This is a genomic window from Streptomonospora nanhaiensis (assembly GCF_026642255.1).
Classification (GTDB): Bacteria; Actinomycetota; Actinomycetes; order Streptosporangiales; family Streptosporangiaceae; genus Nocardiopsis; species Nocardiopsis tropica.
In genome coordinates, this window is record NZ_CP113264.1 from 6710604 (window position 1) to 6734810 (window position 24207).

Here is a 24207-nt window from a genome sequence, read left to right on the forward strand (position 1 = left end):
CCCGTGAAGACAAGGAACGTTCCATGACCAGGACCACCGACCGATGGATGACCAGGGAGGGCTACGAACGCCTCCAGGAGGAGCTGCGAGTGCTGCGCGGCCTCCCCGACGACGACCCGGACACCGCCGGGGCGGACGGGGGCGCGGGGAGCACTGTCCCCGCGCCCCGCTACATTCACGACCCGGCGGTGCGGCAGGCCCGCGTCCACACCATCGAGCGCCTGCTCAGCGAGGCCGTGGTGGACGAGGCCGCCCCCGACGACGGGATCGCGGCGCCGGGCAAGGTGCTCACCATCCGCTACGACGGCGAGGACGAGGCCGAGGAGTTCCTGCTGGGCCTGCGGGACGCGTCCGTCGCGGACCGGATGACGGTGTACTCGCCGGAGTCGCCGCTGGGGGCGTCCCTGCTGGGCGCCCGCCGGGGCGAGCGGCGCACGTTCACCTCTCCGCGCGGCGCGGTCATCGGGGTCACCCTGCTGGGCGCGGAACCGTACCGGGCCTTCGTGGCGGGCTGACGCCGGGCCCCATCGACCGGGCGGCCGCCCCCGGGAAAGCGGGCGACCGCCCCCAGGCCCGTCCGCCCGACTGGGAGGGCGGACGGGCCGACACGGGGGCGGCCCCTCCTCTCCGGAGGCGGGGCCGCCCCCGTTCCCCTCCCACGGCCGCTCCCCGGCCGGGCCGCGGCCGTCCGCCGCGCCGCCCTCGGACGCACGCGCCCGACCCCGGGCGCCCGCACGGACGGACCTCGGCGGGAGCGGGGCCGGAGGACGCGTCCGGCGGCCCGGCAGGACCGGCGACGGGCTCCGGCGGGGACGGGTGGCCCACGGGCCCCGCAGCCCCGCACCGTGCAACAATGTAAAACCATCGTTGTACTTTGTTGTGGGAGGCGCACCCGTGAGCACCGCCGAGGCCAGGCCCGCACCCCGGGGCGGCCGCGCCGACAAGCACGCCATGATCCTCGACGGCGCCCTGCGCGTGTTCGCCCGGTGCGGCTACCCCCGCGCGAGCGTCGACGTCATCGCCAAGGAGGCGGGCGTCTCGACCCGCACCATCTACAACCACTTCCGGGACAAGACCGAGCTGTACGCGGCGGTGGTGTCCGCCAGCACCGAGGCCGTCTCCGCGCACCACATCGCGCTGATCGACCGCCACCTGCGCAAGGTCACCGACCTGCGGACCGACCTCACCGACCTCGCCGTGGACTGGTCCTCGGACCGCCCCGAGCACGAGGCGCACTTCGCGCTGTTCCGCCAGAGCAGGAGCGTCCCGGAGATCCCGGAGCAGACCCTGGAGGAGTGGTACCGGAACGGTCCCGTGCGGGTCCGCGCGGCGCTCGCCCGGCGCCTGGAGGACCTGGCCGCCCGGGGCTTGCTGCGGGTGGACGACCCGGAGCTGGCCGCCCTCCAGTTCAGCGTGCTCGTGAGCCTCCCGGACCCGTCGGGCCACTCGCGGCCGCGCGGCCGCGAGGAGGCCGCGCGGTTCGCGGCCGAGGGCGTGCGGACCTTTCTGCACGGCCACGCGCCCGCGGAGGGGTAGGGGCCCGCCGCAGCGGCGCCCCGGCACGCCCGCTCACCCGCGAAGGGCCACGCCCCATAGGATGCGACGCATGGGCGAGGCTGCGGAAACGGTGTCGGAGGAGCCCGGCCCCGGCCGGACCCTGGTGCTGTCGGTCGGCCTGACACTGCTGTTCAACGCGGTGATCCTGCCCGAGTGGCTCCGCGCCCTCGACGGCGCCGGCTCCCCCGCCCTGCGCACGCTCGCCGCCGTCCTCGCGGCGGCCTACGTCGCCGGGTGCGCCGCGGCCGTCCCCCTGGCCCCGCGCCTGGGGAGCGGCGCACGCCACCTGGCCTGCGCCGCCCTGCTCCTGCTGGGCTGCGCGCTGTTCGCGGTCCTCGGGCTGCCGCACTCGTGGGTCCTCGTCTTCGGGCTCGCCGTCACCGCCGCGATCCTGCCCCTGCGCCCCACGCTGTGGGCCACCGTCCTCGCCGTGGTCGGTGTGACCGCCGTGGCGCTGGCCACCGGCCGGGTGGGCGAGCAGTTCGGCAACCTCGTCATCATCACCACCGTCACCGTCGCCACGGCCCTGGCCGTGCGGCTGGTGGAGGCCAACGCCGAGCTCCGCCGCGCCCGCGACCAGGCCGCGCAGCTCGCCGTCCTCCGGGAGCGCGAACGCTTCGCCCGCGACCTGCACGACCTGCTCGGCCACAGCCTCACGACCATCGTGCTCAAGGCCGGCGTGGGCCGCCGGATCCTCGAATCCACGGGTGACGCCGACCGGGCGGCGGCGGAGCTGCGGGACCTGGAGGACCTGGGCCGGCGGTCGCTGGCCGAGGTGCGCGCCGCCGTCTCCGGGTCGCGCCGGGTCACCCTGTCGGCCGAGCTCCTGCGCGCCGAGTCGGTGCTGCGCGCGGCCGACGTCGCCCTCGAACTGTCGCCGGGCGCGAACCCCGCGGGTCCCGCTCCCGCCGGGACCGCGGGGACGGCCGTCCTCCGCCGCGACGGGACCGGCGCCTCGGGCGGCACCGACGAGGTCGACGAGGTCCTGGGGTTCGTGCTGCGGGAGGCGGTCACCAACGTGGTCCGCCACTCCGGTGCGTCCCGGGTGCGCGTCGCCCTGGGGCCGGGCTGGATCGAGGTCGGCGACGACGGCCGCGCCCTGCCCGGCGGGGTCGTGCCCGGCGACGGCCTGCGCGGGCTGGAGAACCGCGTCACCGGGGCGGGCGGCGCCCTGACCGTGGAGCCGCGGCCCGGGGGCGGGCTCCTCGTCCGGGCCGAGTTCCCGGCGGGCCCGGACGGCTCCGGGGAGGAGGTCCCCCGGTCGGACGGCGCGCCCGGCGCGCGGTCCGGGGACGCGGGCGCCCCCGGCGTCCCCCCGGACGGGACGGCACAGGACACGGCGCGCGGCGCCGACGGCGGCGGGGAGCGGGGATGAGCGGGACGATCAGGGTGCTGGTCGCGGACGACCAGGCCCTCGTGCGCGGGGCCCTCGCCACCGTGCTGGACCTGGAGGCCGGCATCGAGGTCGTGGCGCGGGCCGGGTCCGGCGCGACGGCGCTCGCCGAGGCTCGCCGCGTCCGGCCCGACGTGGCCGTGCTGGACGTGCAGATGCCGGACGGGGACGGGATCGGCGTCTGCGCCGAGCTGGTGGCGGCCCTGCCCGGCTGCCGCGTGCTCATGTGCACGACGTTCGGCCGCCCCGGCTACCTGTCCCGGGCCCTGGCGGCGGGGGCGACCGGGTTCGTGGTCAAGGACGCCTCCCCCGAGGACCTGGTGGACGCGGTCCGCCGGGTCCACCGGGGGCTGCGCGTGGTGGACCCCGCCCTGGCGGTGGAGTCGCTCGCGCACGGCACCAGCCCGCTGACCCCCCGCGAGCGCGAGGTCCTGGCGGCCGTGGCGGGCGGGGGCGACGACGTGGCGGCGCTCGCCCGCTCCCTCGGGATGAGCCGGGGGACGCTGCGCAACCACCTGTCGTCGGCGATCGGCAAGACGGGGACCCGGACGCGCGCGGAGGCGGCCCGGGTCGCCGAGCGCAACGGCTGGCTCTGAGCCCTCAGGTGTCCCTGCGCCGGTTCGCGCCGTGGGCGAGCAGGAGGAGCGCGACAGCCCACACCGCCAGGACCAGCAGCGCGGACCACGGGCTCGCGTGGCCCGGTCCCGCGATCCCCGCGAGCACGTGGACGGCCTCCCCCGGCAGGAACGGCACGACCGCCGGCCCTCCCGGCAGCCAGCCCGCGACGGTGGGCGCGACCAGCAGGGCCGCCACCCCCGCCACGCCGCCCGCGGTGGACCGGGCGAGGTCGGCGAGGGCCACCGCGGCCGACGCGTAGAACGGGCCCATCAGCGAGGCGCCGAGCACGACCCGCCACACCGCCGGGTCGGTCGCGTCCCAGGCCGGGAGCCCGGAGAGCCACAGGACCAGCAGGCTGACCAGGGCCGCGCCGACCGCCGCCACGAGCGACACCGCCCAGGAGGCGGTTGCCGCGACCAGGGCCCTGGCGGCGAGCACGCGCCCCCGGGAGGGCGTGGCCGTGAACGTCGTCCGGATCATCCCCGTCGCGTACTCGCCCCCCGTGGCCGAGGCGGCGAGCACCGCCAGCACCAGGGCGGCGGCGTCGACGCCGAGCAGTCCCGCGGTCAGCACGTCGAAGACGGGCTGCTCGGCCAGCGGGACGCCGGTCGTGGCGCCGAAGGTCAGGCAGAACAGGGCGGCGACCAGGAGCGCGAGCGCGACGGCTCCCGCCGCCGTCCGGCGGTTGCGGGGCAGGCCCGCCAACTTGGTCCACTCCGCCGCCACGGTGTCCCGGGCGGTGGGTCGACGGTGGTCCACGGCGGTCATCGGACCATTCCCCTTCCTTGCGGCTTCCGGGTGTTCGCGTCTGCGGCGCCGGGCTCCCCGGTCCGGCCCTCGTGTCGGCCCCGGCCCCGGGTGAGGGCCATGAACGCGTCCTCCAGCCGGGCCCGGACCGGCACCAGCTCGTGCACGGGGATCCCGTGCCGGGCGGCCAGGTCGCCCACCCGGGCGGCGTCGGCCCCGGTCACGGCGATCCGGCCGCCCCGTCCGCCGTCCACCGTCGCGCCCTCGCGGCGCAGCAGGGCGGCCAGTTCGTCCGCGCGCGGCGAGACGGCCTCGACCCGTGTTCCCGCACCGGTGGCGACCAGCTCGGCGAGGCCGACGTCCGCGACGAGCCTGCCGCCGCCGATGACCAGCACGTGGTCGGCGGTGGCCTCCATCTCGTTCATCAGGTGGCTGGACAGGAGGACGGTGCGCCCCTCCTCGGCGAACCCCTTCAGCAGGCGGCGCGTCCAGACGATGCCCTCGGGGTCCAGTCCGTTGAGGGGCTCGTCCAGCAGGAGCACGCCCGGGTCCCCGAGCAGCGCGGCGGCGATGCCGAGCCGCTGGCGCATCCCGAGCGAGTAGTGGCGGATCCGGCGTCCGCCGACCTCCTCCAGGCCGACGAGGCCGAGCACGTCGTCCACCCGCGCGCGGCCGATGCCGCCCGCGCGGGCCAGCCAGAGCAGGTGGTTCGCCCCCGTGCGCCCGGGGTCGACGGCGGCGGGGTCGAGCAGGGCCCCGACCTCCCGCGCGGGCGCGGCGAGACGCCGGTACGCGGTCCCCCCGATCCGGGCGTCCCCCGAGGTGGGGGTGTCCAGGCCCAGGAGCATCCGCAGGGTCGTGCTCTTTCCGGCCCCGTTGGGGCCGAGGAAGCCCGTCACCCGGCCGGGGGCCACGGTGAAGGTCAGGCCGTCCACCGCCAGGTTCTCCCCGTACCTCTTGGTCAGTCCGCGAACGCTGATCATCGCTCTCCTCCGGTGTCTGCCTCCAGGCTGTCCCGGATCGGAGGGGAGGGCGTAGGCCGTCCGTCAGGAGGTGACCGTGACAGGTGTCAGGGGCGCCGCGGCGCCCCGGGCGGGGCTGCGCTCCCCCGGGCCCGGCTCCCCCTGGGCCGGGGGTAGCATTCTGACCCCCGCCCACCCCTTCGCCGGTCCCATCGGAGTCCCGTGTCGCCCCACCACCCGCCGTTCCCTCCCCTCCTCCCGGGCGACCCCCGGACGGTCGGGGGCTACCGCACCGTCGGCCGCCTGGGCAGCGGGGGCATGGGCGCGGTCTACGCCGCCGCCGACCCCTCCGGCCGGCTGGTCGCCGTCAAACTGGTCCACGCCGACCTGGCCGCCGACCGCGACTTCCGGGCCCGGTTCCACCGGGAGGCCTCACTGGTCCGACGGGTGCTCAGCCCCTGCGTGCCGCGGTTCGTGGCGAGCGACACCCGGGCCGCGCAGCCGTGGCTCGCCACCGAGTACGTTCCGGGCCCGACCCTGCGGCGGCACGTGGACGAACACGGGCCGCTGTCCGGCGCCCCGCTGCACGCCTTCGCCACCGGTGTCGCGGAGGCGCTGCGGGCCGTCCACGCCGCCGGGATCGTCCACCGCGACCTCAAGCCCGGCAACGTCGTCCTCTCCGGGGACGGGCCCAAGGTGCTGGACTTCGGCATCGCCCGCGCCCTGGACGAGACCGCGATCACGCGCACCGGCGGCCTGTTCGGCACTCCGGGGTGGGTCGCCCCGGAACTGCTGCGCGGAGCGCCGCCCGGCCCGGCCGCCGACGTGTTCGCGTGGGGCGGCCTGGTGGCCTTCGCCGCCACCGGCCGGGCCCCGTTCGGGGCGGGGTCCGCCGAGTCCGCCGCCCTGCGCGTCCTGGAGGGCGAGCCCGACCTCGACGGCGTGCCGGAGAACCTGCTCGGACTCGTGCGGGGCGCGCTCGCCCGCGACCCCGGCCGACGCCTCACCGTCCCCGCGCTCCTGGCGGGCCTCCTCGGGCCGCGCCTCGACGCCGGCGCCGGCCACGAGGAGACGACCGCCCTGGTCACCGTGGTGATCGCGGACGGATGGGAGGCGCCGCCGGCCACGGCCGTACCGGCCCCTCCCCCGACCCGCCCCTCCGCGCCCCCCGCCCGGAGAGCGGGCCGTCCGCCCGGACGTCCCGGTCGCGGGGGCCGCCCGTGGACGGCGGTCGGCGCCGCGCTCGCCGCGCTCGTGCTGGTCGTCGGGGGCTCCTGGTACGCGGGGGACCGCTTCGGCCGGGCGGGCCAGGCCGCGGAGGGCGACGACGGGGGCGACGGCGCCCCGGCCTCCCCCTCCGGGGAGCTGGCGGTGACCGTCCCCGGCGACAACGTGATGATGGTCCTCGCGGACCCCTCCGGGGGCATGGGGGCCGCCGACGGGTTCGCCGGGTGGACGTACGAGCCGCCCGAGGGGTTCGCCCGCGAGGACCACGCCATCGCGACCATGAACATCTACGTCACCTACCTCGACACCGCCGCCATGGAGGAGTCGGACGGCCTCACCGTCAGCGGGGACATCACCTACCTGCCCGAGAGCGGCGGCTACACGCTCCGCTCCGACGACATCACCCTCTACGAGGTCGGCCCCGGCCTGGAGTCCGTGCCCGAGGACCCCGACGACGGCAGGGAGGGCTACCGCGTGGAGGGCCGGACGCTCGCGGAGCTGACGCCGTCCGACCCCACCGCCGAGTTCTCGTTCGACGTGCCCGACGCGCCCAGCTCCGTCCTGGTCGCCTACCGCCCCGACCCCGGGGAGGCCCCGAGCGGGGAGTACGCGGCGGTGCGGAGCCAGGGCGCCTACATGTGCGGGACCGCCTGGACCCAGATCTCGACGAGCACCATGGACGGGTCGTTCGACGGCGACCCCTGCCCCACCTTCGACTCGGTGGCGGGCGAGGAGGGCCTGTGAGCTTCGCACCCGTCCGCCCCGGCGACCCTGCCGCCGTGGGCGCCTTCCGTGTCGTGGGCCGGATCGGCAGCGGGGGCATGGGCACCGTCTACGCGGGCACGGCCGGGCGGGGCGGTTACGTCGCCGTCAAGGTCATCCGGGCCGACCTGGCGGAGGACCCCGCCCTGAGGGACCGCTTCACGCGCGAGGTCCGCCTGCTCCGACGCGTGCGCAGCCGCGCCGTGCCCTCCTTCGTCGCGGCCGGTGCCGACGGCGGGAACCCGTGGCTGGCCACGGAGTTCGTGCCCGGCCGGACCCTGTCCGACCACGTGCGGAGCCACGGGCCGCTCACCGGCCCCCCGCTCGACGGGTTGGCGGTCGGGACCGCCGAGGCGCTGCGCGCCGTCCACGCCGCCGGGATCGTCCACCGCGACCTCAAGCCCGGCAACGTGATGCTCTCCCCCGAGGGGCCGAAGGTGCTGGACTTCGGCATCTCGCGGGCCCTGGACGAGACCGTGCTGACCAGGACCGGGGGGCTCTTCGGCACGCCCGGGTGGATCGCGCCCGAGCTGCTGCGCGGAGCGCCGCCCTCCCCCGCCGCCGACGTGTTCGCGTGGGGCGCGCTGGTCGCCCACGCCGCGTCCGGGCGTCCGCCGTTCGGGACGGGGCCGGCGGACGCGCTCGTGTACCGGGTGCTCAGGGAGGAGCCCGACCTGTCCGCGGTCCCGGCCCGGCTGCTCCCGCTCGTGGCAGCCGCCCTGGGCAAGGAGCCGGGGCGCAGGCCCACCGCGGCCCGGCTGGTGTCGTCCCTCACGGGGACCCCCGCCGACCTGCCCTCGGACGAGGTGGCGGCGTGCGTCGACAGGGCCCTGGACCGCTCCTGGCGTGAGATCCGGGCGGTCCTCCCCGCCGCGCCCCGGCCCCGGCGCTCCCGCGCGCTCCTCGCCGCGGGCGCCGCCCTGCTCCTCGTACTGGCCGTGGCGGCGGGTACGGTGGCGGCCCGCGTCCTCGCCCCCGGAGCCGGGCCGGGCGGAGCTGCGGACGGGCCCGCGCCGGACGCGGCCGGGGCCGACGCGGAGGCGCACGCCGGCTGGACGCGGTCGGACGTCCGGACGGACGGTCACAACGTCGAGTGGTGGGCCGAGTCCCGGACCGGCGCCGACCTGGTGGTGAACCCCGCCGAGGCGGCCCCCGAAGACCGGCCGTCCTTCGCGGCCTCGCCCGACTCGTTCGAGAGCACGTTCAGCATGTCCGTGGACTCGGTCGACGCGACCCCCGGCGGCGTCCGGTTCGCGTTCACCGTCGACCTCATGGAGGTCGCGCTCGGCGACGACGTCCCGTCGATGCTCGCCGTCACCGCCGGGGAGGAGCCACTGGCGCCGTCCGGGGTGGAGGCCGACGGGGAGATCGGGGCGGGCAGCGCGTTCGCGGTCACCTTCGACGGGGCGCCCGACGAGGGCCTGCTCGTCCTCGCGAGCCCGGGCTACGTCCCGAACGTGTCCGGGGTCCCGCCGACCGGGCTCTGCTACGACGCGTCCGAGCGGCCCCTGTCCTCCGACCTTTCCTCGTGCGACGGGGGGACCGCCACCGGGTAGGGCGTGACGGCACCGGTGTCCTCGCCGACGGGAAGGACGCGCAGCTCCTCAGCGGTCACCCGGTTGGCCCGTCGTCCTCGAAGTAGAGCTCCAACGCCTCGGCGAGAGCGGCCAGCGCCTCCTCCTCGGTCTCGCCCTGCGAGGCCGCCCCGACGCCCACCGCGTGCGCCACGTACCCTCCGGCCCGCGGGTCGTGGCGAAGGATCCGGTCGCCCGGATCCGTGCCCGCCACAAGGTGTCCGGCGTCGGGAAGGCGCGCCCGACCCCGGCCCGTCACCGGCCGACCCGCTGGGCGGCCTCGCCGATCATCTGCGCGGCTTCCTTCGCCGCGTCCCGGGCCGCGTCGGCATCGGAGGCCCCGCCCACAATCCCCTCCAGCTCGCGGAGGCGGTCGGCACGCCGACGACAGCTCCGGAGTTCGACGAACACCGCCCATCGGAAAAGACAGGTGTGCAAGGGAACGGCGCTGCCGGTCCGCAGCGCTTCGTGCGACGCCCGGTGGAACTCGGCGTCGAAGCGAACGGACTCCGCCGGGTCGATCCCGGAAAGCGCGTCCCTGAGCGCCTTTTCGGTCAGGGGAGGCGTCGGGAACAGCGGTTGGTCGTGGCCGACAGTTCCACGAGCGGTCTCCGAACCCATCCCATTCCCCGATCCCGGACGCGAGCAGGGCCCCGGGGCAGCGGTCCGCCGCCGGTTCACGGCAAGTCGCCCCACGGGGGCTCGCACACACCTGCGCGGCCCGTCCCCGTGCGCCGGAGGCCGAACTCTCCCCAGGCTAGCGTGGCCGTCTCACGGAGAGGCGGCAACCGGGGAACGGAGCCGTCCGCCGTGGCCCCCGAGGCGCCACCCCGGGCCCACCGCCGAGAAGGGCCGTCTGCTGTGCTTCGGGGAGGACCGGGCGACCGTGCCCGGCGCCCTCCACGGATCGGAAGGAATCCTCTGATGCTGCACGCCCGTACCGCCCCGCACGAGAAGCGCCGCGTCCTGCGCGAGGCCCTGTCCTCGGGACGCCTGATGCGCGTTCCCGGCGCGGTCAACCCGCTCACCGCGGTGCTGATCCAGGAACTCGGCTTCGACGGCGCGTACGTGTCGGGCGCGGTCGTGGCCGCCGACCTGGCCCTGCCCGACATCGGTCTGACCACGCTGTCCGAGGTCGCGACGCGGGGCGGACAGATCGCCCGGGTGACCGACCTGCCCACGCTCATCGACGCGGACACGGGCTTCGGGGAGCCCATGAACGCGGCCCGCACCGTCCAGGCCCTGGAGGACGCGGGCCTCGCCGGGTGCCACCTGGAGGACCAGGTGAACCCCAAGCGCTGCGGCCACCTGGACGGCAAGGCGGTCGTCGGCGCCGACGAGATGGTCCGGCGGATCCGGGCGGCGGTGGGCGCCCGGCGCGACGACGGGTTCGTGATCTGCGCGCGCACCGACGCCGCCGCGGTCGAGGGCCTGGACGCCGCGATCGAGCGCGCGCGGGCCTACGTGGACGCGGGCGCCGACATGGTCTTCCCTGAGGCGATGCGCGGACCCGCCGACTTCGAGGCGTTCCGCGCGGCGGTGGACGTGCCGCTGCTCGCCAACATGACCGAGTTCGGCAAGAGCGAGCTGCTGACCGCCGGACAGCTGGAGTCCCTCGGGATGAACATGGTGATCTACCCGGTCACCACGCTCCGCCTGGCCATGGGCGCGGTCGAGGACGGGCTGCGGACCCTGCGCGACGAGGGCACCCAGGCGGGCCTGGTCGACCGGATGCAGACCCGCAAGCGCCTCTACGAACTGCTCGACTACCCCGCCTACAACGCCTTCGACGGCGGCGTCTTCGACTTCACGGTCTGAACGGTCGCGGTGGGACGGTGGTCGGCACGGCGATCGGCGGGGCCCTGCCGGGCGGTCCCGCCCGGGGAGTCCGTCGCGCGGACGGCGGGCTCCCCGGGACGCCGGAACGGCTAGTGGCCGCCCGGGCCGGGCTGGTTCGGCTGCCCCGGATATCCGGGCTGCCCGAGGTGGCCGGGGTATCCGCCCTGGCCGGGGTGGCCCGGCTGCGGGTAGCCGCCCTGGACCGGCGGGTGGCCGGCGGGGGCGTTCGGGTCGGTGGCCCGGAACCACTCCTTCGAGGACGGGCTCTCGATCAGGCACAGCACGGAGATCGCCAGGCCCAGCCCGAGTGCGGGGTTGGAGCCGGTCAGGATGCTGAGGACCGCGTTGGCCAGCGCGAGGCCGATCACGACGCGCAGGAGGTTGCGGGCCCGGGGGCCGCCCTTGCCCATGTCCGCGATGACGTAGACCTCGAAGGCGGTGATGAGGAGGCCGATGACCAGGACCGCCACGAGGGCCGCCATGGGCATGCCCGCCTCGGCCTCGACCTCGGCGGCGGGCAGCGTCATGAGGACGAGGAGGCCGAGGAAGGCCGCCCCGTAGAGGAGGACGGCGATGACCGCCCGGATGATCAGGATGACCCTGACCGCCTTGAGGGCGGTCGGCATGGGAGGTCTGGGAGCAGGGGGATACACGGGGAGGTTCCTTGTCGTCGGGATCACGGACGTTCCGCGGGCGTTGCCGGGGATACGACTCCGGGGCGCACCCGACGGTTCCCTCCCGAGGGTACGGCCCCTCCCCGGAAGCGGTCGGCCGCGCCCGCGACGCGCCGCCACAGGGGGTCCGAGCATTCCGCCCCCACCATGAAGAGTGACCTGCATCACATATACTGCCTCCCGCCTCGGAAAACTCCCCCGCACCAGAAGCACGCACCGTTACCCCTGTTGACTCAAGCGTGACTAAATGATCACTTAGTTTCCAGTCTCTGACCCGCTACCAAGGAGACCTCATGATCGACCGCAGGCTTTTCCTCGGGGGCGCCACCCTGGCCGTGGGGGTCCCCCTCCTCGGCGGCTGCGCCCCGGCCCCGACCCAGGCGTCGCTCAGGTCGGACTCCTCCGCCCTGGCCAACCCGGGAGCGCTCCCGGTCAGCATCGTCAACAACACCGGCCGGTTCGCCGACGGAGAGGTGCTCGTCTACGTCGTGGGCACCGACCTGACCACGAACCAGCACGTGTGGGTCGACGCCTCCGGAACGCCCCACCCCGTCAGCGAGGGCGACAACACCGACAACGGGTACACCGACTACTCGATCCCGCTCGACGCCCTCGCCGGCATGACGCTCCCCTACATGTCGGGGCGCATCTACCTCGCGCTCGGCGGCAAGCTCGGCATCCGCATCGTCATCGGGGGAGACGGAACGCCCGCGCTCCAGCTCCCCGCCGGCTGGGTGGAGAGCGACCACGGCTTCGACGTGCTGCACGACTCGGTCGAGTTCACCCACAACGACGCCGGGATGTTCTGCAACACCAGCATGGTCGACCAGTTCAGCGTGCCCATCGGCATCCGGCTGACGGGCGACGCCGACCAGACCACCGGCACGTTCGAGCCGGGCGGGCGGGCCGCCGTGTTCGAGACGCTCTCGGCGGACCCGGTCTTCTCGTCGCTGGTCTACGACGACCTGCGGGTGATCGCCCCCGGGCACGCCCTCGACCAGGGGCTGTTCCCCTCGGACTACTTCGACCCCTACATCGACCAGGTCTGGTCGCACTACGCGTCCACCGACCTGACGGTCACCACGAACGCCGGGACCTTCACCGGCCGTGTGCAGGGCGAGCAGCTGGTCTTCGACGGGGGCGTCGCGCCGATCTCCCGGCCCTCGACCAGGGACGTCCTCTTCTGCGACGGCAACCTGGCCGCCCCCAACGACGGGATCACCGGGCCCGTCGCCGCCATCCTGGGCGCGGCGTTCAACAGGGCGACCCTGCTGACCGCCGCGCAGCAGCCGACCGACGACCCGGCCGGCTTCTACCAGTCGGAGATCGCCAACCACTACGCCGCCGTCTTCCACGCGAACACCGTGGACGGCAAGGCCTACGGGTTCGCCTTCGACGACGTGGAGGACTTCGCGTCCTACATCCAGGACCACGGGCCCTCCGCGTTCGAGATCACCCTCACGGCGTTCTGACGCCGAGGCTCGCACCGCCCGCGCACGCGGGCGGCTCCCGGGCCGGGATCGGATCCGGGAAGCCGCCCGCGGCGGCCCCGTGCCCGGCCCGGGGGCGAGCCCTTCCGACGCCCGGCCCACCGGCCGTCGCCGGGGCCCGTTCCGCGTGTGGGGCGCGGGGCCGGGTCGCGGCGGCGCGGTGGGCCGGGACCGGGGACGCCCCCGTGCCGCCGGGCACGGGGGCGTCCCCTTGCTCCGGACACGGCCCCGCGCCCGCTCCTTCCCCACCCGGTTCCGGAAACCGGATCCTGTGGGCACGGAACCCGGGGGCCGACCGCCACCGCGCCGGCCGGAGGGGGGATCGTGGACGGGCCCGGTGGCACGCCCGGGAAGTACGGGGCGGGGTGGGCGGGACGGCACCGTCCGAGAGCACCGGGAGGGTAGTGAGTGACCAACGGGATGGCGGGAGACGGCTGTGAGCAGAACAGTTCTGGTGACCGGCGGTACCAAGGGCATCGGGCTCGGCATCGCCAAGGGGTTCGCGGAGGCCGGGGACCGGGTGGTGATCATGGGCCGCGACGAGGCCAGGACCCGTGAGGCCGCCGAAGGCGTCCCGGGAGCGCGGTGGGCGGTCGGGGACGTGGCCAGGGCCGCCGACTGCGCCCGCGTGGTGGAGGAGGTCGTGGAGGCAAGCGGCGGCCTGGACGTGCTCTGCGCCAACGCCGGGATCTTCCCCTCCTCGCCGCTGGTGTCGATGGGCGAGGACGAGCTCGACCGGGTCCTCGACACCAACGTCAAGGGCACCGTGCTGATGGTGCAGGCCGCGGTGGAGGCCCTGACGGCTTCCGGCCGGGGGCGGGTGGTGATCACGTCCTCCATCACGGGGCCGCTGACCGGGTACGCGGGCTGGTCCCACTACGGGGCCACCAAGGCCGCCCAGCTGGGGTTCATGCGCAGCGCCGCCCTGGAGCTGGCGCCCCGCGGCATCACCGTCAACGCCGTGCTCCCCGGCAACGTGCGCACCGAGGGCCTGGACGACATGGGCCCGGACTACCTCGAGCGCATGCGCGCGGCCATCCCGGTCGGACGCGTCGGCGAGGTCGAGGACATCGCCGCGGCCTGCGTGTTCCTGGCGAGCGCCGGGGCCTCCTTCATCACCGGCCAGTCCCTCGTGGTGGACGGGGGCCAGGTGCTGCCCGAGGACGGCCAGGCCTTCGGCCGGGCCCTCGGCTCGGACTGACGCCACACGCCCCGAACCGGGGGACCGCGGCCGGGCCTCGCGCCCGGCCGCGGTCACGCCCCTGATCGGCCCCTGCCCCTGGACGCGGTTCCGGAGCGTGCGAACCGCCTAGGAACGCGCCGTGCGGCGAGCGGCGATGAGCGCCTCCACGCCGTCGAGGAGCAGGCCGAGCCCGAAGCCGAAGTCGCCGTCGTCGATCCACTCGTCACCGTCGCCGAAGGCGTCCTCCCCGACGGCCGCCGCCAGCGCGGGGTAGGTCTCGGGATCGAGGACCTCGGTGAGGATCGCGCCGTACTCCGCCAGTCCGGCGGCCTCTTCCTCCCCCGGCGGCTCCGGCCCGCCCGCGCCCAGCGCCAGGCCCGCGTGGCTGACGGCGTAGCCCGTGAGGGTGCTGACGACGTTCATCCTCTCCCCCGCGCCCAGCCCCGTGCCGTCCAGCGCGGCCAGTCCCCGGTCGAGCCAGAGCAGGGACCTCGGCCCCATGGGCGGGGCGAAGCGCGTGATGTGCAGCAGCCACGGCCGGTCGAGCAGGAAGTCCCGGTGGGCGCGGGTCCAGACCGTGAGGTGGTCCCGCCAGCCCGTCCCCTCCGGTTCCGGGGGGTCGGGCGCCGCCGCGTCGGCCATGGCGACCAGCAGCTCCTCCTTGCTGCCCACGTAGCGGTACAGCGACATCGTCGCCACGCCCATGCTGCGGGCGACGCTGCTCATCCGCACCCCGGCCAGCCCCTCGGCGTCGGCGATCCCGATCGCCGCGGCCGTGATGCCCTCCAGGCTCAGGCTCGGGCGCGGCCCGTGGCGGGACACGGGGTCGCGTCCCCACATCCGCGCCACCACAGGGGGCAGTGCCGGTCCCTCCGCCATGGCGTCTCCGTTCTCTCCCCCGGTCCGCCGCCCGCAGGGCGATCGGCGTCCCGGTCTTGCCCCGAGGATAGAACGATGTACTCTGTACGTCGTACAGTGTATTAAGTACTCAATTCAACGCCCCCTGGAGCCCCCTCGATGACCGACACCCGCGCCACGCCGACCCCCTCCCCCGCCCCGCCCCCGTCCCGGGGGCCGACGAAGGACTCCGAACGCGCGCTCGCCCCCGACCTCGCACGCGGCGCCATGCTCCTGCTCATCGCGCTGGCCCACGCGACCGGCCTCTTCTTCGTCTCCGCACACGGCGCCGGTCAGGCGACGGGGGTCGCCGAACGTGCCTTCGAGATCGCCATGTCCACGCTGGTGGACGCACGCGCGATCCCGATGTTCGCGATCATGTTCGGCTACGGGCTGGTCCAGGTCGCGCGACGGCAGGACGCCGCCACCGGCTCCCCCCGGGCGACGCGCGCGATTCTGCTGCGCCGCAACGGCTGGCTGGTCGCCTTCGGGCTGGTGCACGGGACACTGCTCTTCTCCGGCGAGATCCTCGGGGCGTACGGCGTGCTGGGCCTGCTGTTCACACTCGTGCTGCTGCGCCGCAGCGACCGCGTGTACCGCGCCCTCCGGTGGATCGGGGGCGTGCTGCTGGTGTACGTCGTGGGCCTCGGCGGCCTGGTCGCCTGGGCCGTCGCCAACGGTTCCGGGGAACCGGCGCCGGTACCGGTCCCGGAGGAGGCGTCCTCCCTGGACGCCGTGACCTACGCGGCCTCCGTCCTCGCACGGCTGAACGAGTGGCCGGTGCACACCGGGCTCATCGTGGCCGGGTACCTGCTGCCGGTCTGGTTCGGCGCGTGGGCGGCCCGGAACCGCGTGCTGGAGGCTCCCGGGGACCACCGCCGGACATTGTGGACGGGCGTCGTCGGCGGTTTCGCCGTCGGTGTCGCGGGCGGGCTGCCTATGGGCCTGGCCAACGCGGGTGTGCTGCACGCCGACGCGTTCGCCGCGACGTGGGTCCAGCTGCTGCACCAGGTGTCCGGGGTGTTCGGCGGCATCGGCTACGTCTCGCTGTTCGGGCTGCTCTCCCTGGCGCTGTCGAGGGCGGGGAGGCCCCGTGGGAACAGCGCCGTCGTCGGCGCGCTGGCCGCGCTCGGCCAGCGCTCGCTGAGCGGCTACCTGTTCCAGTCGGTCGTGTGGGTGGTCCTGGCGTCGCCGTACACGTTGGCGCTCGGCGCCCGGTTCGAGGAGCCGACCCTCTTCGCCGTCGGGTGCGCGGTGGTGGTCTGGCTCGTCAGCGTCGTCGGCGCCGACCTGATGCGGCGCCGCTCCCTGCGCGGCCCGGCCGAGGTCCTGCTCCGGAGGCTCACCTACGGCCGCTCGCGGAAGACCGCCTGAGCCCTTCCGCCGAGTTCCCGCAGCCTGCCTGCCGACCCGACGCAGTGAGGGCTGGGGACCCGTGAGGAGGAGGCGACCCCGACCGGCCCCGACCCGTCCGAGGGGCGTGCCGGCCGCACCGGGCGGGAACCGCGGCCGGTGCGACCCAAGAGCCCCCTCCCCCGATGATCTAGAGGCCCCACCCCCGATGATCTTGTACTTATAGACGTTCTCGACGCCCAACCTCGCTATAAGTACAAGATCATCGGGGGGAGGGGGCGGGGGCGGGCCCCTGCTCTGAGCTGCGCAACCGCCCTGTCCGGGAGTGGCTGATCCCCGGACAGGGCGGTCACGGCGGGCCCCGTCACCACGCACCCCGGTGCCGCAGCAAACCTGCTCCCCACCCCGGTCCGGGTCCCGACCGGCGCCCCTTGACCTCAACTTAAGTTGAAGTTCAAGAATGTCGACCACGTCCACCGACACAGAGGAGAAAGACGTGCGTACGACAAGTGATCCGCCCCAGGGGGCGACCCGACCCGGAGTGCTGTTGGCCGTCGTCATGACGGGTGTGCTGGTCGTGGCCATGTCGATCTCCGGAACGGCGGTGGCCGTCCCGAGCATCGGCTCGGACCTGGGGGCCTCCGGCGCTCCGCTCCACTGGGTGGTGGCCGGGTACAACCTCACCTTCGCCGCGTTCACCCTCGTCTGCGGCTCCCTCGCCGACCTGTTCGGAAGGCGGCTGCTGTTCGCCGCCGGGGCGATCGTCTTCGCGGCGGGCAACGCGGTCGGCGCCCTGGTCGGTGACGTCCTCGTCCTCGACGCCGCCCGCCTGGCCGCCGGTGTCGGCGGTGCCGCGATCATGGCCAGCGGCGGAGCGCTGCTGGCGACCTTCTTCGAGGGGGCCGCGCGAACCCGTGCCTTCGCGGCCATGGGCACCATGGCCGGGGTCGGCATCGCCGTCGGCCCGACCCTGTCGGGGCTGCTGGTTGGGGCCGTGGGCTGGCGGGCGGCGTTCCTCGTCTACGCCGCGGTCGGCCTGCTCATCCTGGTCGGCTCGCTGTTCATCACCGAGTCGCGCGCCTCCGACCGGCCGCGCGTCGACTGGGCCGGGGCGACGACCTTCATCGCCGGTCTGGCCCTGGTGATGTTCGCGGTCATCGAGGCGCCGGAGGCGGGCTGGACGAGCCCGGAGGCGCTCGGCGCCCTGGGCGCCGGGGCGGTGCTGCTCGTGCTCTTCCTCCTCATCGAACGCCGGGTGGCACAACCGGTGCTCGACCTGGCCCTGGTGCGCAACGGCCCGTTCATGGCGTGGTGCCTGGCCACGCTGACCACGTCGGTCGGGTTCCTCGGCGTGCTGGTCTTCCTGCCGACCTACCTCCAAGGGGTCCAGGGGGTGGGCGCCCAGACCGCCGGCCTGATGATGCTCATGCTCACGGCACCGGTCCTGGTGACCCCGCTCCTGGGCGGGTGGCTCATCACCAGGGGCGTTCCGCCCCGGGGGCTGATCATCCTCGCTCTGCTGTTCGTCGCCGGGGGGAACGGCCTGCTCACCGTCCTCCATCCGCAGGTCGGCCCACTGGCGCTGGCCCTGCCCTTGGCCCTGATAGGCACCGGCATGGGCCTGTCGTTCGGCATCACCGACGGCCAGGCGATGACTCTGGTCCCCTCCGCCAAGGCGGGTATGGCGGCGGGCTTCCTCAACACTCTGCGCGGCGGCGCCGAGGCCCTGGTCATCGCCGTCTTCGGGGCCGTGCTGACCAGCGTCGTCGCCGCCCGCACCGGATCGGTCGAGGTCGCCGCACGTGCGACCGCCGGTGACCTGACGGGCCCCGGGTCCGGGGCACTGGCCGAACACCTCACGGCGGCCTGGGACATCGCCTCCTGGGGTGTCGCGGCTCTGTCGCTGGCCGCCACAGCCGGTGTGGCCGTGCTGCTGGCCCGGCGTCGGAAGGCTCCTGGAGGGGAGCGGGACGCCGCCGGGAGGGAGGGCGACGTGGTTCCCGGGTAGGCCCGGAGACGGCGAAAGACACTCGGCGACGCGAGTGTTGCGCGGGGCCTGGTCGGCGTCTCGGGCCTACCCGTGGCGGACGGCGCCGAGGAGCGCTCCCCACTCACGGCCGGACAGGAGGAAGTGCCCGTCCGCAGGGTTCTGGGAGTCGCGGACTACGGCGGTCCCCTCCCCTACGTCAGCGAATTCCACGCAGTTCTCGGTGCGCGCGCCGGAGTAGCTGGACTTGCGGAACATCAGGTGGGGAGTGCTGGCGGCCATCATCGGTGTCCTCCAGTCAATCGAGGCTGCTCGGTGGCCTCTACTCGGCAGAGTACGGCGGGAGAACGTCGGAAACCAGGCACCTACTGGTGCCCTTCCTGTCACCAGGCGGCCGAGGCACGTCCTTCCACAGCCCCTGGAGCAAAACCAGGTTCCTCGCCCGCCACCGGGACGTAGGACGGCCCCGGCTTCTACCGAGGCCGTTGATCGTCCAGACTTCAGAACTGGTCGGAACCGGTCACCTGCCCGATCGGGAACGAGTGGCGGGGACAGCAAGGCGTACTTTCCGGGCATGAGTCCACCGGGGTAGGGTGGTCCGTGGATGAATGCGTAGAAGGCCCCGACCGCGACGGTCGGGGCCTTCTTGCGTCGCGTCTACGCCTGGTCGCGGCGGGCGACGGCGAGCAGGGCCTGCCACGCATGTGTGTCGGCGATCGTCAGATGGCCCAGGTGGCGGTTCTGAGTGTCACGGACGGCTGCGCCGGCCTCCAGGTCGGCGACCTCGACACAGTCACGGGCGGTGCTGCTGTAGCTGGACTTGCGGAAGGTCAGTTCGGTGGATGAATGCATGGTGTGACTTCCTAGTCGGTGATCATCTTCTTCATCATGCGGAGAGAGTCTGCCTGGGACAGAGCGGTCACCTGGAGGTGGCCGAAGACCACCCGGTACTCATCGACCTCTTCGTGCTCCTCCAAGAACAGGCCATCGGTGCGGGACTCCAGGAACACCAGTGGTCCGTCGAGGTCGTCCTGGAAGTCGAGCAGGACGAACGGACCGCTGATACCAGGATGAAGTCCAGCGGTGAACGGAAGCACCTGGATTGTGACGTGGTTGTCCGGGTCTTCCGAGAGGTCGATGAGCCGATGAAGCTGGCTGCTGGCGACCTTCCCCTCTGGCAGACGGCGAAGTACCGATTCATCGACCACGGCCCAGACGGTCGGTGGCTGGTCGCCGGTCAAGACCTCCTGCCGAGCCATGCGGGCTTCGACGATTCGATCTACCTCGGCGGCCGGTCTGGCAAGAGACGCGCGAGCGCTGGCTGCGGCGTACTCCTCTGTTTGGAGTAGGCCAGGCACCACCACGGGCTGCCAAGTGGAGACCACGGACGCCTCGGACTCGAAGCCGACCAGACTGTCCGTGCCGAACACGTCCTTGAACTTGGTCCACCAGCCGCGTTCTCTCGACTGTCTGGCCAGGTTCAGGATCGCTTCGCGCTCGGCGTTCTCGGCCACCTCGTAGTAGTCGAGCAGCTGGCGGATGTTGCCCAGGTCGGGGCGGATCCACTTGTTGCCCTCCATGTGCGCAAGGCGACCGCGCGACCATTCCAGATCGTCGGTGACGACCTCCAGGGTCTTGCCCTGCTCATGCCGAAGGTGGCGCAGCACTGCGGACAGGCGCCGACGGCGCACGGTGGGGCTGATTCTCCTGGTCATCGGGCCTCTCCCCTGGGGTGGTCGTGCCGATCGTATGGCAGAACTTCTCAATCAGGCATCTTTCGGAATCTTGGAATCGGATTCCTGTCATGCTCTTGCAAACTTTAGATTCCTAAGTTCATCATAGGAGGGCATTCATCCGAGCCGCCCTCATCCAGCGGCACCCCGATGAAGGAGGCGCCCTGTGCGCTACCTGAACCCCTCGGCCCTGGTGGCCGCCCGCTACATCGCCTCGGAGGCCATGCGCCGCCGACGCCCACGGCGGGCGGCCCGGGTCCGGGCCTACGCCCCCGCCGGCTTCGTGCCCTACGCCCTGACGCCGCACGACATCCTGAACGCGGTCCTGGACGGCCTCCACCGGCTGGAGGTGAGGGCGTCATGATGCCCCCGCACTGCGCCGAGACCTCCCTCGACCGGAACGGCATCCCGCGCTGCTGCGTCATCGAGGCGGGCCACGAGGGCGACCACATGGACCACCAGGCCCGCACCTGGGAACCCCCGAGCACGGTCCTCGCCCGCCTCCAGGAAACCTGGGGCCGCACCCACCGCATCATCTGGACCGGCCGCATGTGGATCGCCACCGCCCACCGCGACGACGTCCACTGGCGCACCGAGGTCGAACCCACCCCGGCCCAGCTGGAGGCGAGCCTTCAGAAGCACTCCCGGCCGCCCGACCGGCCCCGCGCCCGCTCCGCGTCCTCCGCGCCCTCAACGCCTTCCGCGTCTTCCACACACTCCGCGTACCGGGTCCTCGACGTCACCGACACGGGAGGCGCCCCGTGAACCGACAGCGACCGCCCCGACGGGGCCCCGCCCGCATCTGCGCCGACGACGCCCCGCTCACCCCCGAGGAGCAGGCCGCCTACGACCGCCAGGGCGAGCTGATCGCCCTGGAACTGCGCTGGGAGAACGCCCTCCGGGCCGCCGGGCACCGGGTCCCCGCCACCATGGACGGCGTCCGCTGGGGCAACGGCGACAGCAGCCGCGAGGACAGCACCCGGGCCCGCGAGGACGGGTAGCGCCCCGGGAACCCGAGCCGGACGCAGGGCACGGGGCCACCGGGCGACAGCCCGGCGGCCCCGGTCCGCACCCGCTCGTCCTACTTCCGCGACCACCCTCGACTTCGCCGCAACATCCGCCTACGCATACGCTTCGAGCTGGAGAAACGACCGATGACCCCCGTACAGCCCCTCATGGACACCGCCGAGGAACTCCTCACGCCCGGCGAGGTCGCCCGCCTGTTCCGCGTGGACCCCAAGACCGTCACACGCTGGGAGAAGGACGGCCGCCTCACCTCCCTCCGCACCCTGGGCGGTCACCGCCGCTACCCCAGGAGCCAGATCACCGAGGTGCTCAACACCGAACCTGCCGGCGGCGAGGTCGTCCGCGCCCTGGAGAAGGTCCACGCCCTCGCCCTCGAAACCGGCGCGACGGCCGAGGCCGGGCACATCGCCGACCTGATCGGCACACTCCACGGGAACCGGTGACGCCCGCCCGGACGAACCGCTCCACGTCTCCGGATCCACCAGCCCTGGAAAGCGCCATGGACAAGATCTGCCCGAACTGTCTACAGCCCTGGCCCGCCTGCGTGTGCGTGGTCCCCCTCGGACAGGACACCGCCGTCACCGTGTCCTGGTGCCCCTGGCCGCACCCGGTCCTGTCCCAGCAGTTCGGAGGGCCGCTGCTGGAACCCTTCGGCCGGACGGACACCTCGGACCCGCCGAAGGAGTTCTGCCGGGACTGCTCCCAGCCCTGGCCGTCCTGCCGGTGCGAGGGCCGACGCCTCTGACCCCGCAGGACACGGCCGTTCCGCTCTCCCGGCCGGGAGAGCGGAACGGTCCGGGTTCGCCCCCGACCCGGGCTAGGCCAGGCCGAGCGGGCCGTCCGGCGCGGGGACGAAGTGGCGGGCGACGTCCTCGTCGGAGACGGCCTCCAGGGTGTCCGGCACCCACTTGGGCGAGCGGTCCTTGTCGACCACCTGCGCGCGGACGCCCTCCGCCACGTCGGGCGAGGCCAGGGCCGCGCAGGAGACCCGGTACTCCTGTTCCAGGACCGCCTCCAGCCCCGGCAGCTCCCGGGCGCGGCGCAGCGCCGCCAGAGTGACCTTCACGGCGGTGGGCGACTTGGCGAGGACGGTCGCGGCGGCCCGCGCCGCCTCCGGGTCGCCGTGGGCGCGCAGCCGCTCCACGACCTCCTCCGCGGTGTCGGCCGCGTAGCAGGAGTCGATCCAGTGCCTCCGGCCGCGCAGTTCGGAGTCGGGCGCGGCCTCGGCGAACCGGCCCACCACTTCGGCGGCGTCCCCGGCGGAGGCCGCGTCCGCGAGCGCGGCGGCCAGGCCCGGCAGCCGGTCGGAGGGCACGAAGTGGTCGGCCAGGCCCAGGTACAGGGCGTCGCCCGCGCCGACCGACCCGGCGGTGAGGGCCAGGTGGGTGCCGGTCTCCCCCGGCGCCCGGGACAGCAGGTACGTGCCGCCCACGTCGGGCACGAAACCGATCGTGGTCTCGGGCATCCCGAGGACCGTGCGCTCGGTGACGATCCGGACGGACCCGTGCGCGGACACCCCCACGCCGCCGCCCATCACCACGCCGTCCATGAACGCGGCGTAGGGCTTGGCATAGCGGGCGATGTGCGCGTTGAGCAGGTACTCGTCACGCCAGAAGGCCGCGGCGCGCAGGTCCCCGTCGAGGGCGCTGGCGCGGATGGCGCGGACGTCGCCGCCCGCGCACAGGCCGCGCTCCCCGGCGCCGTCGATCAGGACGGCGGAGACCGCGTCGTCGTCCTCCCAGGCTGCGAGGGCGCTCCGGAGGGTGTTCACCATGGCGTGGTCGAGGGCGTTGATGGCGCGGGGGCGGTTGAGCGTGAGGCGGCCGAGGCGGCCCTCCACCCGCGACAGGACCGTGTCCCCGGCGGCTCCGGCGGCGGACATCAGGCGGCCCCCGTCAGGCCGCGGGCGGTGATCGGGTTCATGGTCTCGTTGGTCCCTTCCAGGGTTCGGTGCACCCGCAGGTCGAGGACGATCCTCCCGGTGCCGTACCCGGTGGGGCAACCGCGGCCCCCGCGCGGCGGGAGGGCCCGGTCCGCGGCCGTGGACTCGGCCCGGGCCCCGGCGGCGAACCGTCCGGCCACGGCGCACAGCCGCGCCGGGACACGGGGCCCGGGGTGACCGGGCCCGGCGCGACCGGGAAGAACGACGCCGCCATGCGCACGGTCGGCCGGGAGGGCCGGGGCCGTGGGCATGGCGGCGGGCGGACTGCTCGTGACGGCGCTCGCGGCGTCCCGGGGCAGGAGGACGCGCTACGCGCCCCCCACGCGCCGGTCGGGACGGTGGGCCCGGCCGTCACGGTGGTGCTCGTCGGACGGCTCACCCGTCCCGTGCACGGGCACGGCGGGCGACCGCCGGCCCGGGGCCCGCTCTGCGGAGGGGCAGCCCCCGTTTCAGGAGGCCGCCTGCCTTCCGATGTCGCGCAGCAGCAGGTGGGCCTCGTCCAGACGGGGACCGAACGCCTCCGGGGTCTCGGAGAGGCGCATGGCGGTCAGCTCGCAGGCCATGGCGGTGTGGGCGGCGAGCACGGCGACGTTCTCGGGCGTGCCCGCCTCCACCAGGGCCCCGGCCAGCCGGACGGCCCGCTGGTGCTGGGTGAGGAGGTAGCGGGAGCGCAGTTCGGTGCTCTCCGCGAGCAGCCGCACCAGGACCGCGGAGTGGGCGGGGGACAGCGCGGCGTGCGGCCGGGTGGCCGCGTTGGCCTCCCGGAGCAGGCCCACCGCGGTGTGCAGGTCGTCGCCGATCGGCTGCGTGGCCTTCTCCCGCACGTAGGCGCACATGCGGTCGACCTCGGCGTCGTCGTCGGCGAACAGCACCTGCTGCTTGTCGCCGAAGTACCGGAAGAAGGTGGTGCGACCCACCTCCGCGCGCTCCGCGATCGAGGCGACCGTGACGTTGTCGAATCCGTGTTCGGCGAAGAGTTGGAAGGCGGCTGACACGATCATGGCTCGGGCCTTACGCCGTTTGCGGGCGTGGAGCGTGTCCGGGGGGTGTTGCATGAGGCGACCCTATCGAGTGGGAACCTGGTTCTCCCTGGTACGCGGGACCATTGGGACGGTAGTCCTGAAACGCACAGTGAGAACCGGGGAGCGGGAAGTCGTCTGGCCTGTTGTTCACGAGGAACGCAACCGTGCGGGCACAGGCCGGATCCGCACGGGTGCACCGGTTGGCCCGGAATTTTATTGCA

At 74.3% G+C, this 24207-nt stretch carries 26 protein-coding genes and 1 pseudogene; 16 read left to right on the forward strand and 11 right to left on the reverse strand.

Annotation, left to right across the window (positions count from 1 at the left end):
* Positions 1-23: 23 nt before the first annotated feature.
* The 4 genes from OUQ99_RS28960 (at position 24) to OUQ99_RS28975 (ending at position 3546) form a co-directional block, all read left to right on the forward strand.
* Positions 24-515 (forward strand): GreA/GreB family elongation factor, encoded by a 492-nt coding sequence (locus OUQ99_RS28960; protein ID WP_267946926.1) that lies wholly within the window; start codon positions 24-26, stop codon positions 513-515.
* Between the two features lie 379 nt (positions 516-894).
* Complete coding sequence (locus tag OUQ99_RS28965) at positions 895-1536, forward strand: TetR/AcrR family transcriptional regulator (RefSeq protein ID WP_267946927.1); 642 nt, start codon at positions 895-897, stop codon at positions 1534-1536.
* A gap of 70 nt (positions 1537-1606) precedes the next feature.
* Positions 1607-2932 (forward strand): sensor histidine kinase, encoded by a 1326-nt coding sequence (locus OUQ99_RS28970; RefSeq protein ID WP_267946928.1) that lies wholly within the window; start codon positions 1607-1609, stop codon positions 2930-2932.
* Positions 2929-3546, forward strand: coding sequence for a response regulator transcription factor (locus OUQ99_RS28975; RefSeq protein WP_267946929.1), 618 nt, complete (start codon positions 2929-2931; stop codon positions 3544-3546). Before OUQ99_RS28970 ends, OUQ99_RS28975 begins: the two co-directional genes overlap by 4 nt.
* 4 nt (positions 3547-3550) lie before the next feature.
* Here the strand turns inward: OUQ99_RS28975 and OUQ99_RS28980 are convergent, their stop codons facing one another.
* Positions 3551-4327, reverse strand: coding sequence for an ABC transporter (locus tag OUQ99_RS28980; protein WP_267946930.1), 777 nt, complete (start codon positions 4325-4327; stop codon positions 3551-3553).
* Positions 4328-4332: 5 nt separating this feature from the next.
* Complete coding sequence (locus tag OUQ99_RS28985; protein ID WP_267946931.1) at positions 4333-5298, reverse strand: ABC transporter ATP-binding protein; 966 nt, start codon at positions 5296-5298, stop codon at positions 4333-4335.
* 201 nt (positions 5299-5499) lie between these two features.
* Here OUQ99_RS28985 and OUQ99_RS28990 point away from each other — a divergent pair, with 201 nt between their 5' ends.
* Together OUQ99_RS28990 and OUQ99_RS28995 are read left to right on the forward strand one after the other, a co-directional pair.
* Positions 5500-7248, forward strand: coding sequence for a serine/threonine-protein kinase (locus OUQ99_RS28990; protein ID WP_267946932.1), 1749 nt, complete (start codon positions 5500-5502; stop codon positions 7246-7248).
* On the forward strand, positions 7245-8822 hold the full coding sequence (locus OUQ99_RS28995; protein WP_267946933.1) for a serine/threonine-protein kinase: 1578 nt from the start codon (positions 7245-7247) through the stop codon (positions 8820-8822). Before OUQ99_RS28990 ends, OUQ99_RS28995 begins: the two co-directional genes overlap by 4 nt.
* A 273-nt stretch (positions 8823-9095) precedes the next feature.
* Here the strand turns inward: OUQ99_RS28995 and OUQ99_RS29000 are convergent, their stop codons facing one another.
* Positions 9096-9461 carry a hypothetical protein gene (locus OUQ99_RS29000; protein ID WP_267946934.1) on the reverse strand — a complete coding sequence of 122 codons (366 nt, stop codon included), beginning with the start codon at positions 9459-9461 and terminating at the stop codon, positions 9096-9098.
* A 303-nt stretch (positions 9462-9764) separates the two neighbouring features.
* Here OUQ99_RS29000 and prpB point away from each other — a divergent pair, with 303 nt between their 5' ends.
* Positions 9765-10658, forward strand: a complete 894-nt coding sequence (gene prpB, locus OUQ99_RS29005) for a methylisocitrate lyase (protein ID WP_267946935.1) — start codon at positions 9765-9767, stop codon at positions 10656-10658.
* Between the two features lie 110 nt (positions 10659-10768).
* On the opposite strand, the gene OUQ99_RS29010 is transcribed toward prpB, so the two are convergent.
* Positions 10769-11305: a hypothetical protein gene (locus OUQ99_RS29010; protein ID WP_267946936.1), complete on the reverse strand. Its 537-nt coding sequence runs from the start codon at positions 11303-11305 to the stop codon at positions 10769-10771.
* A 341-nt stretch (positions 11306-11646) separates the two neighbouring features.
* Between OUQ99_RS29010 and OUQ99_RS29015 the strand changes: the two genes are divergently transcribed.
* Together OUQ99_RS29015 and fabG are read left to right on the forward strand one after the other, a co-directional pair.
* A complete protein-coding gene (locus tag OUQ99_RS29015; RefSeq protein WP_267946937.1) occupies positions 11647-12825 on the forward strand; it encodes a beta-1,3-glucanase family protein in 1179 nt (392 codons plus the stop codon).
* A gap of 454 nt (positions 12826-13279) precedes the next feature.
* Positions 13280-14044, forward strand: coding sequence for a 3-oxoacyl-ACP reductase FabG (gene fabG, locus OUQ99_RS29020; protein ID WP_267946938.1), 765 nt, complete (start codon positions 13280-13282; stop codon positions 14042-14044).
* A gap of 108 nt (positions 14045-14152) precedes the next feature.
* Here the strand turns inward: fabG and OUQ99_RS29025 are convergent, their stop codons facing one another.
* Positions 14153-14905 carry a TetR/AcrR family transcriptional regulator gene (locus OUQ99_RS29025; protein ID WP_267946939.1) on the reverse strand — a complete coding sequence of 251 codons (753 nt, stop codon included), beginning with the start codon at positions 14903-14905 and terminating at the stop codon, positions 14153-14155.
* Between the two features lie 138 nt (positions 14906-15043).
* Here OUQ99_RS29025 and OUQ99_RS29030 point away from each other — a divergent pair, with 138 nt between their 5' ends.
* Together OUQ99_RS29030 and OUQ99_RS29035 are read left to right on the forward strand one after the other, a co-directional pair.
* Positions 15044-16297 (forward strand): DUF418 domain-containing protein, encoded by a 1254-nt coding sequence (locus OUQ99_RS29030; protein WP_267946940.1) that lies wholly within the window; start codon positions 15044-15046, stop codon positions 16295-16297.
* A gap of 475 nt (positions 16298-16772) precedes the next feature.
* Positions 16773-18284, forward strand: coding sequence for an MFS transporter (locus tag OUQ99_RS29035; protein WP_267946941.1), 1512 nt, complete (start codon positions 16773-16775; stop codon positions 18282-18284).
* A 66-nt stretch (positions 18285-18350) separates the two neighbouring features.
* Here the strand turns inward: OUQ99_RS29035 and OUQ99_RS29040 are convergent, their stop codons facing one another.
* The 3 genes from OUQ99_RS29040 to OUQ99_RS29050 form a co-directional block, all read right to left on the reverse strand.
* On the reverse strand, positions 18351-18545 hold the full coding sequence (locus OUQ99_RS29040; RefSeq protein ID WP_267946942.1) for a DUF397 domain-containing protein: 195 nt from the start codon (positions 18543-18545) through the stop codon (positions 18351-18353).
* 375 nt (positions 18546-18920) lie between these two features.
* On the reverse strand, positions 18921-19115 hold the full coding sequence (locus tag OUQ99_RS29045) for a DUF397 domain-containing protein (RefSeq protein WP_267946943.1): 195 nt from the start codon (positions 19113-19115) through the stop codon (positions 18921-18923).
* 11 nt (positions 19116-19126) lie between these two features.
* Positions 19127-19978, reverse strand: coding sequence for a helix-turn-helix domain-containing protein (locus OUQ99_RS29050; protein WP_267946944.1), 852 nt, complete (start codon positions 19976-19978; stop codon positions 19127-19129).
* A gap of 184 nt (positions 19979-20162) precedes the next feature.
* On the opposite strand from OUQ99_RS29050, the gene OUQ99_RS29055 reads away from it, so the two are divergent.
* The 5 genes and pseudogenes from OUQ99_RS29055 (at position 20163) to OUQ99_RS29075 (ending at position 21767) form a co-directional block, all read left to right on the forward strand.
* Complete coding sequence (locus OUQ99_RS29055; protein ID WP_267946945.1) at positions 20163-20360, forward strand: hypothetical protein; 198 nt, start codon at positions 20163-20165, stop codon at positions 20358-20360.
* A complete protein-coding gene (locus OUQ99_RS29060) occupies positions 20357-20761 on the forward strand; it encodes a hypothetical protein (RefSeq protein WP_267946946.1) in 405 nt (134 codons plus the stop codon). The genes OUQ99_RS29055 and OUQ99_RS29060 overlap by 4 nt, the downstream gene beginning before the upstream one ends.
* On the forward strand, positions 20758-20997 hold the full coding sequence (locus OUQ99_RS29065; RefSeq protein ID WP_267946947.1) for a hypothetical protein: 240 nt from the start codon (positions 20758-20760) through the stop codon (positions 20995-20997). The genes OUQ99_RS29060 and OUQ99_RS29065 overlap by 4 nt, the downstream gene beginning before the upstream one ends.
* Before the next feature lie 174 nt (positions 20998-21171).
* Positions 21172-21333 (forward strand): annotated as a pseudogene (locus OUQ99_RS29070) (BldC family transcriptional regulator); the annotation flags it as partial.
* A gap of 239 nt (positions 21334-21572) precedes the next feature.
* Positions 21573-21767, forward strand: coding sequence for a hypothetical protein (locus OUQ99_RS29075; RefSeq protein ID WP_267946948.1), 195 nt, complete (start codon positions 21573-21575; stop codon positions 21765-21767).
* Positions 21768-21839: 72 nt separating this feature from the next.
* Here the strand turns inward: OUQ99_RS29075 and OUQ99_RS29080 are convergent, their stop codons facing one another.
* From OUQ99_RS29080 to OUQ99_RS29090, 3 genes are all read right to left on the reverse strand, one after another.
* Positions 21840-22904 carry an enoyl-CoA hydratase/isomerase family protein gene (locus tag OUQ99_RS29080; RefSeq protein ID WP_267946949.1) on the reverse strand — a complete coding sequence of 355 codons (1065 nt, stop codon included), beginning with the start codon at positions 22902-22904 and terminating at the stop codon, positions 21840-21842.
* On the reverse strand, positions 22904-23104 hold the full coding sequence (locus OUQ99_RS29085; protein WP_267946950.1) for an acyl-CoA dehydrogenase family protein: 201 nt from the start codon (positions 23102-23104) through the stop codon (positions 22904-22906). Before OUQ99_RS29085 ends, OUQ99_RS29080 begins: the two co-directional genes overlap by 1 nt.
* 309 nt (positions 23105-23413) lie before the next feature.
* Positions 23414-24019: a TetR family transcriptional regulator gene (locus OUQ99_RS29090; RefSeq protein ID WP_267946951.1), complete on the reverse strand. Its 606-nt coding sequence runs from the start codon at positions 24017-24019 to the stop codon at positions 23414-23416.
* Between the last annotated feature and the right edge of the window lie 188 nt (positions 24020-24207).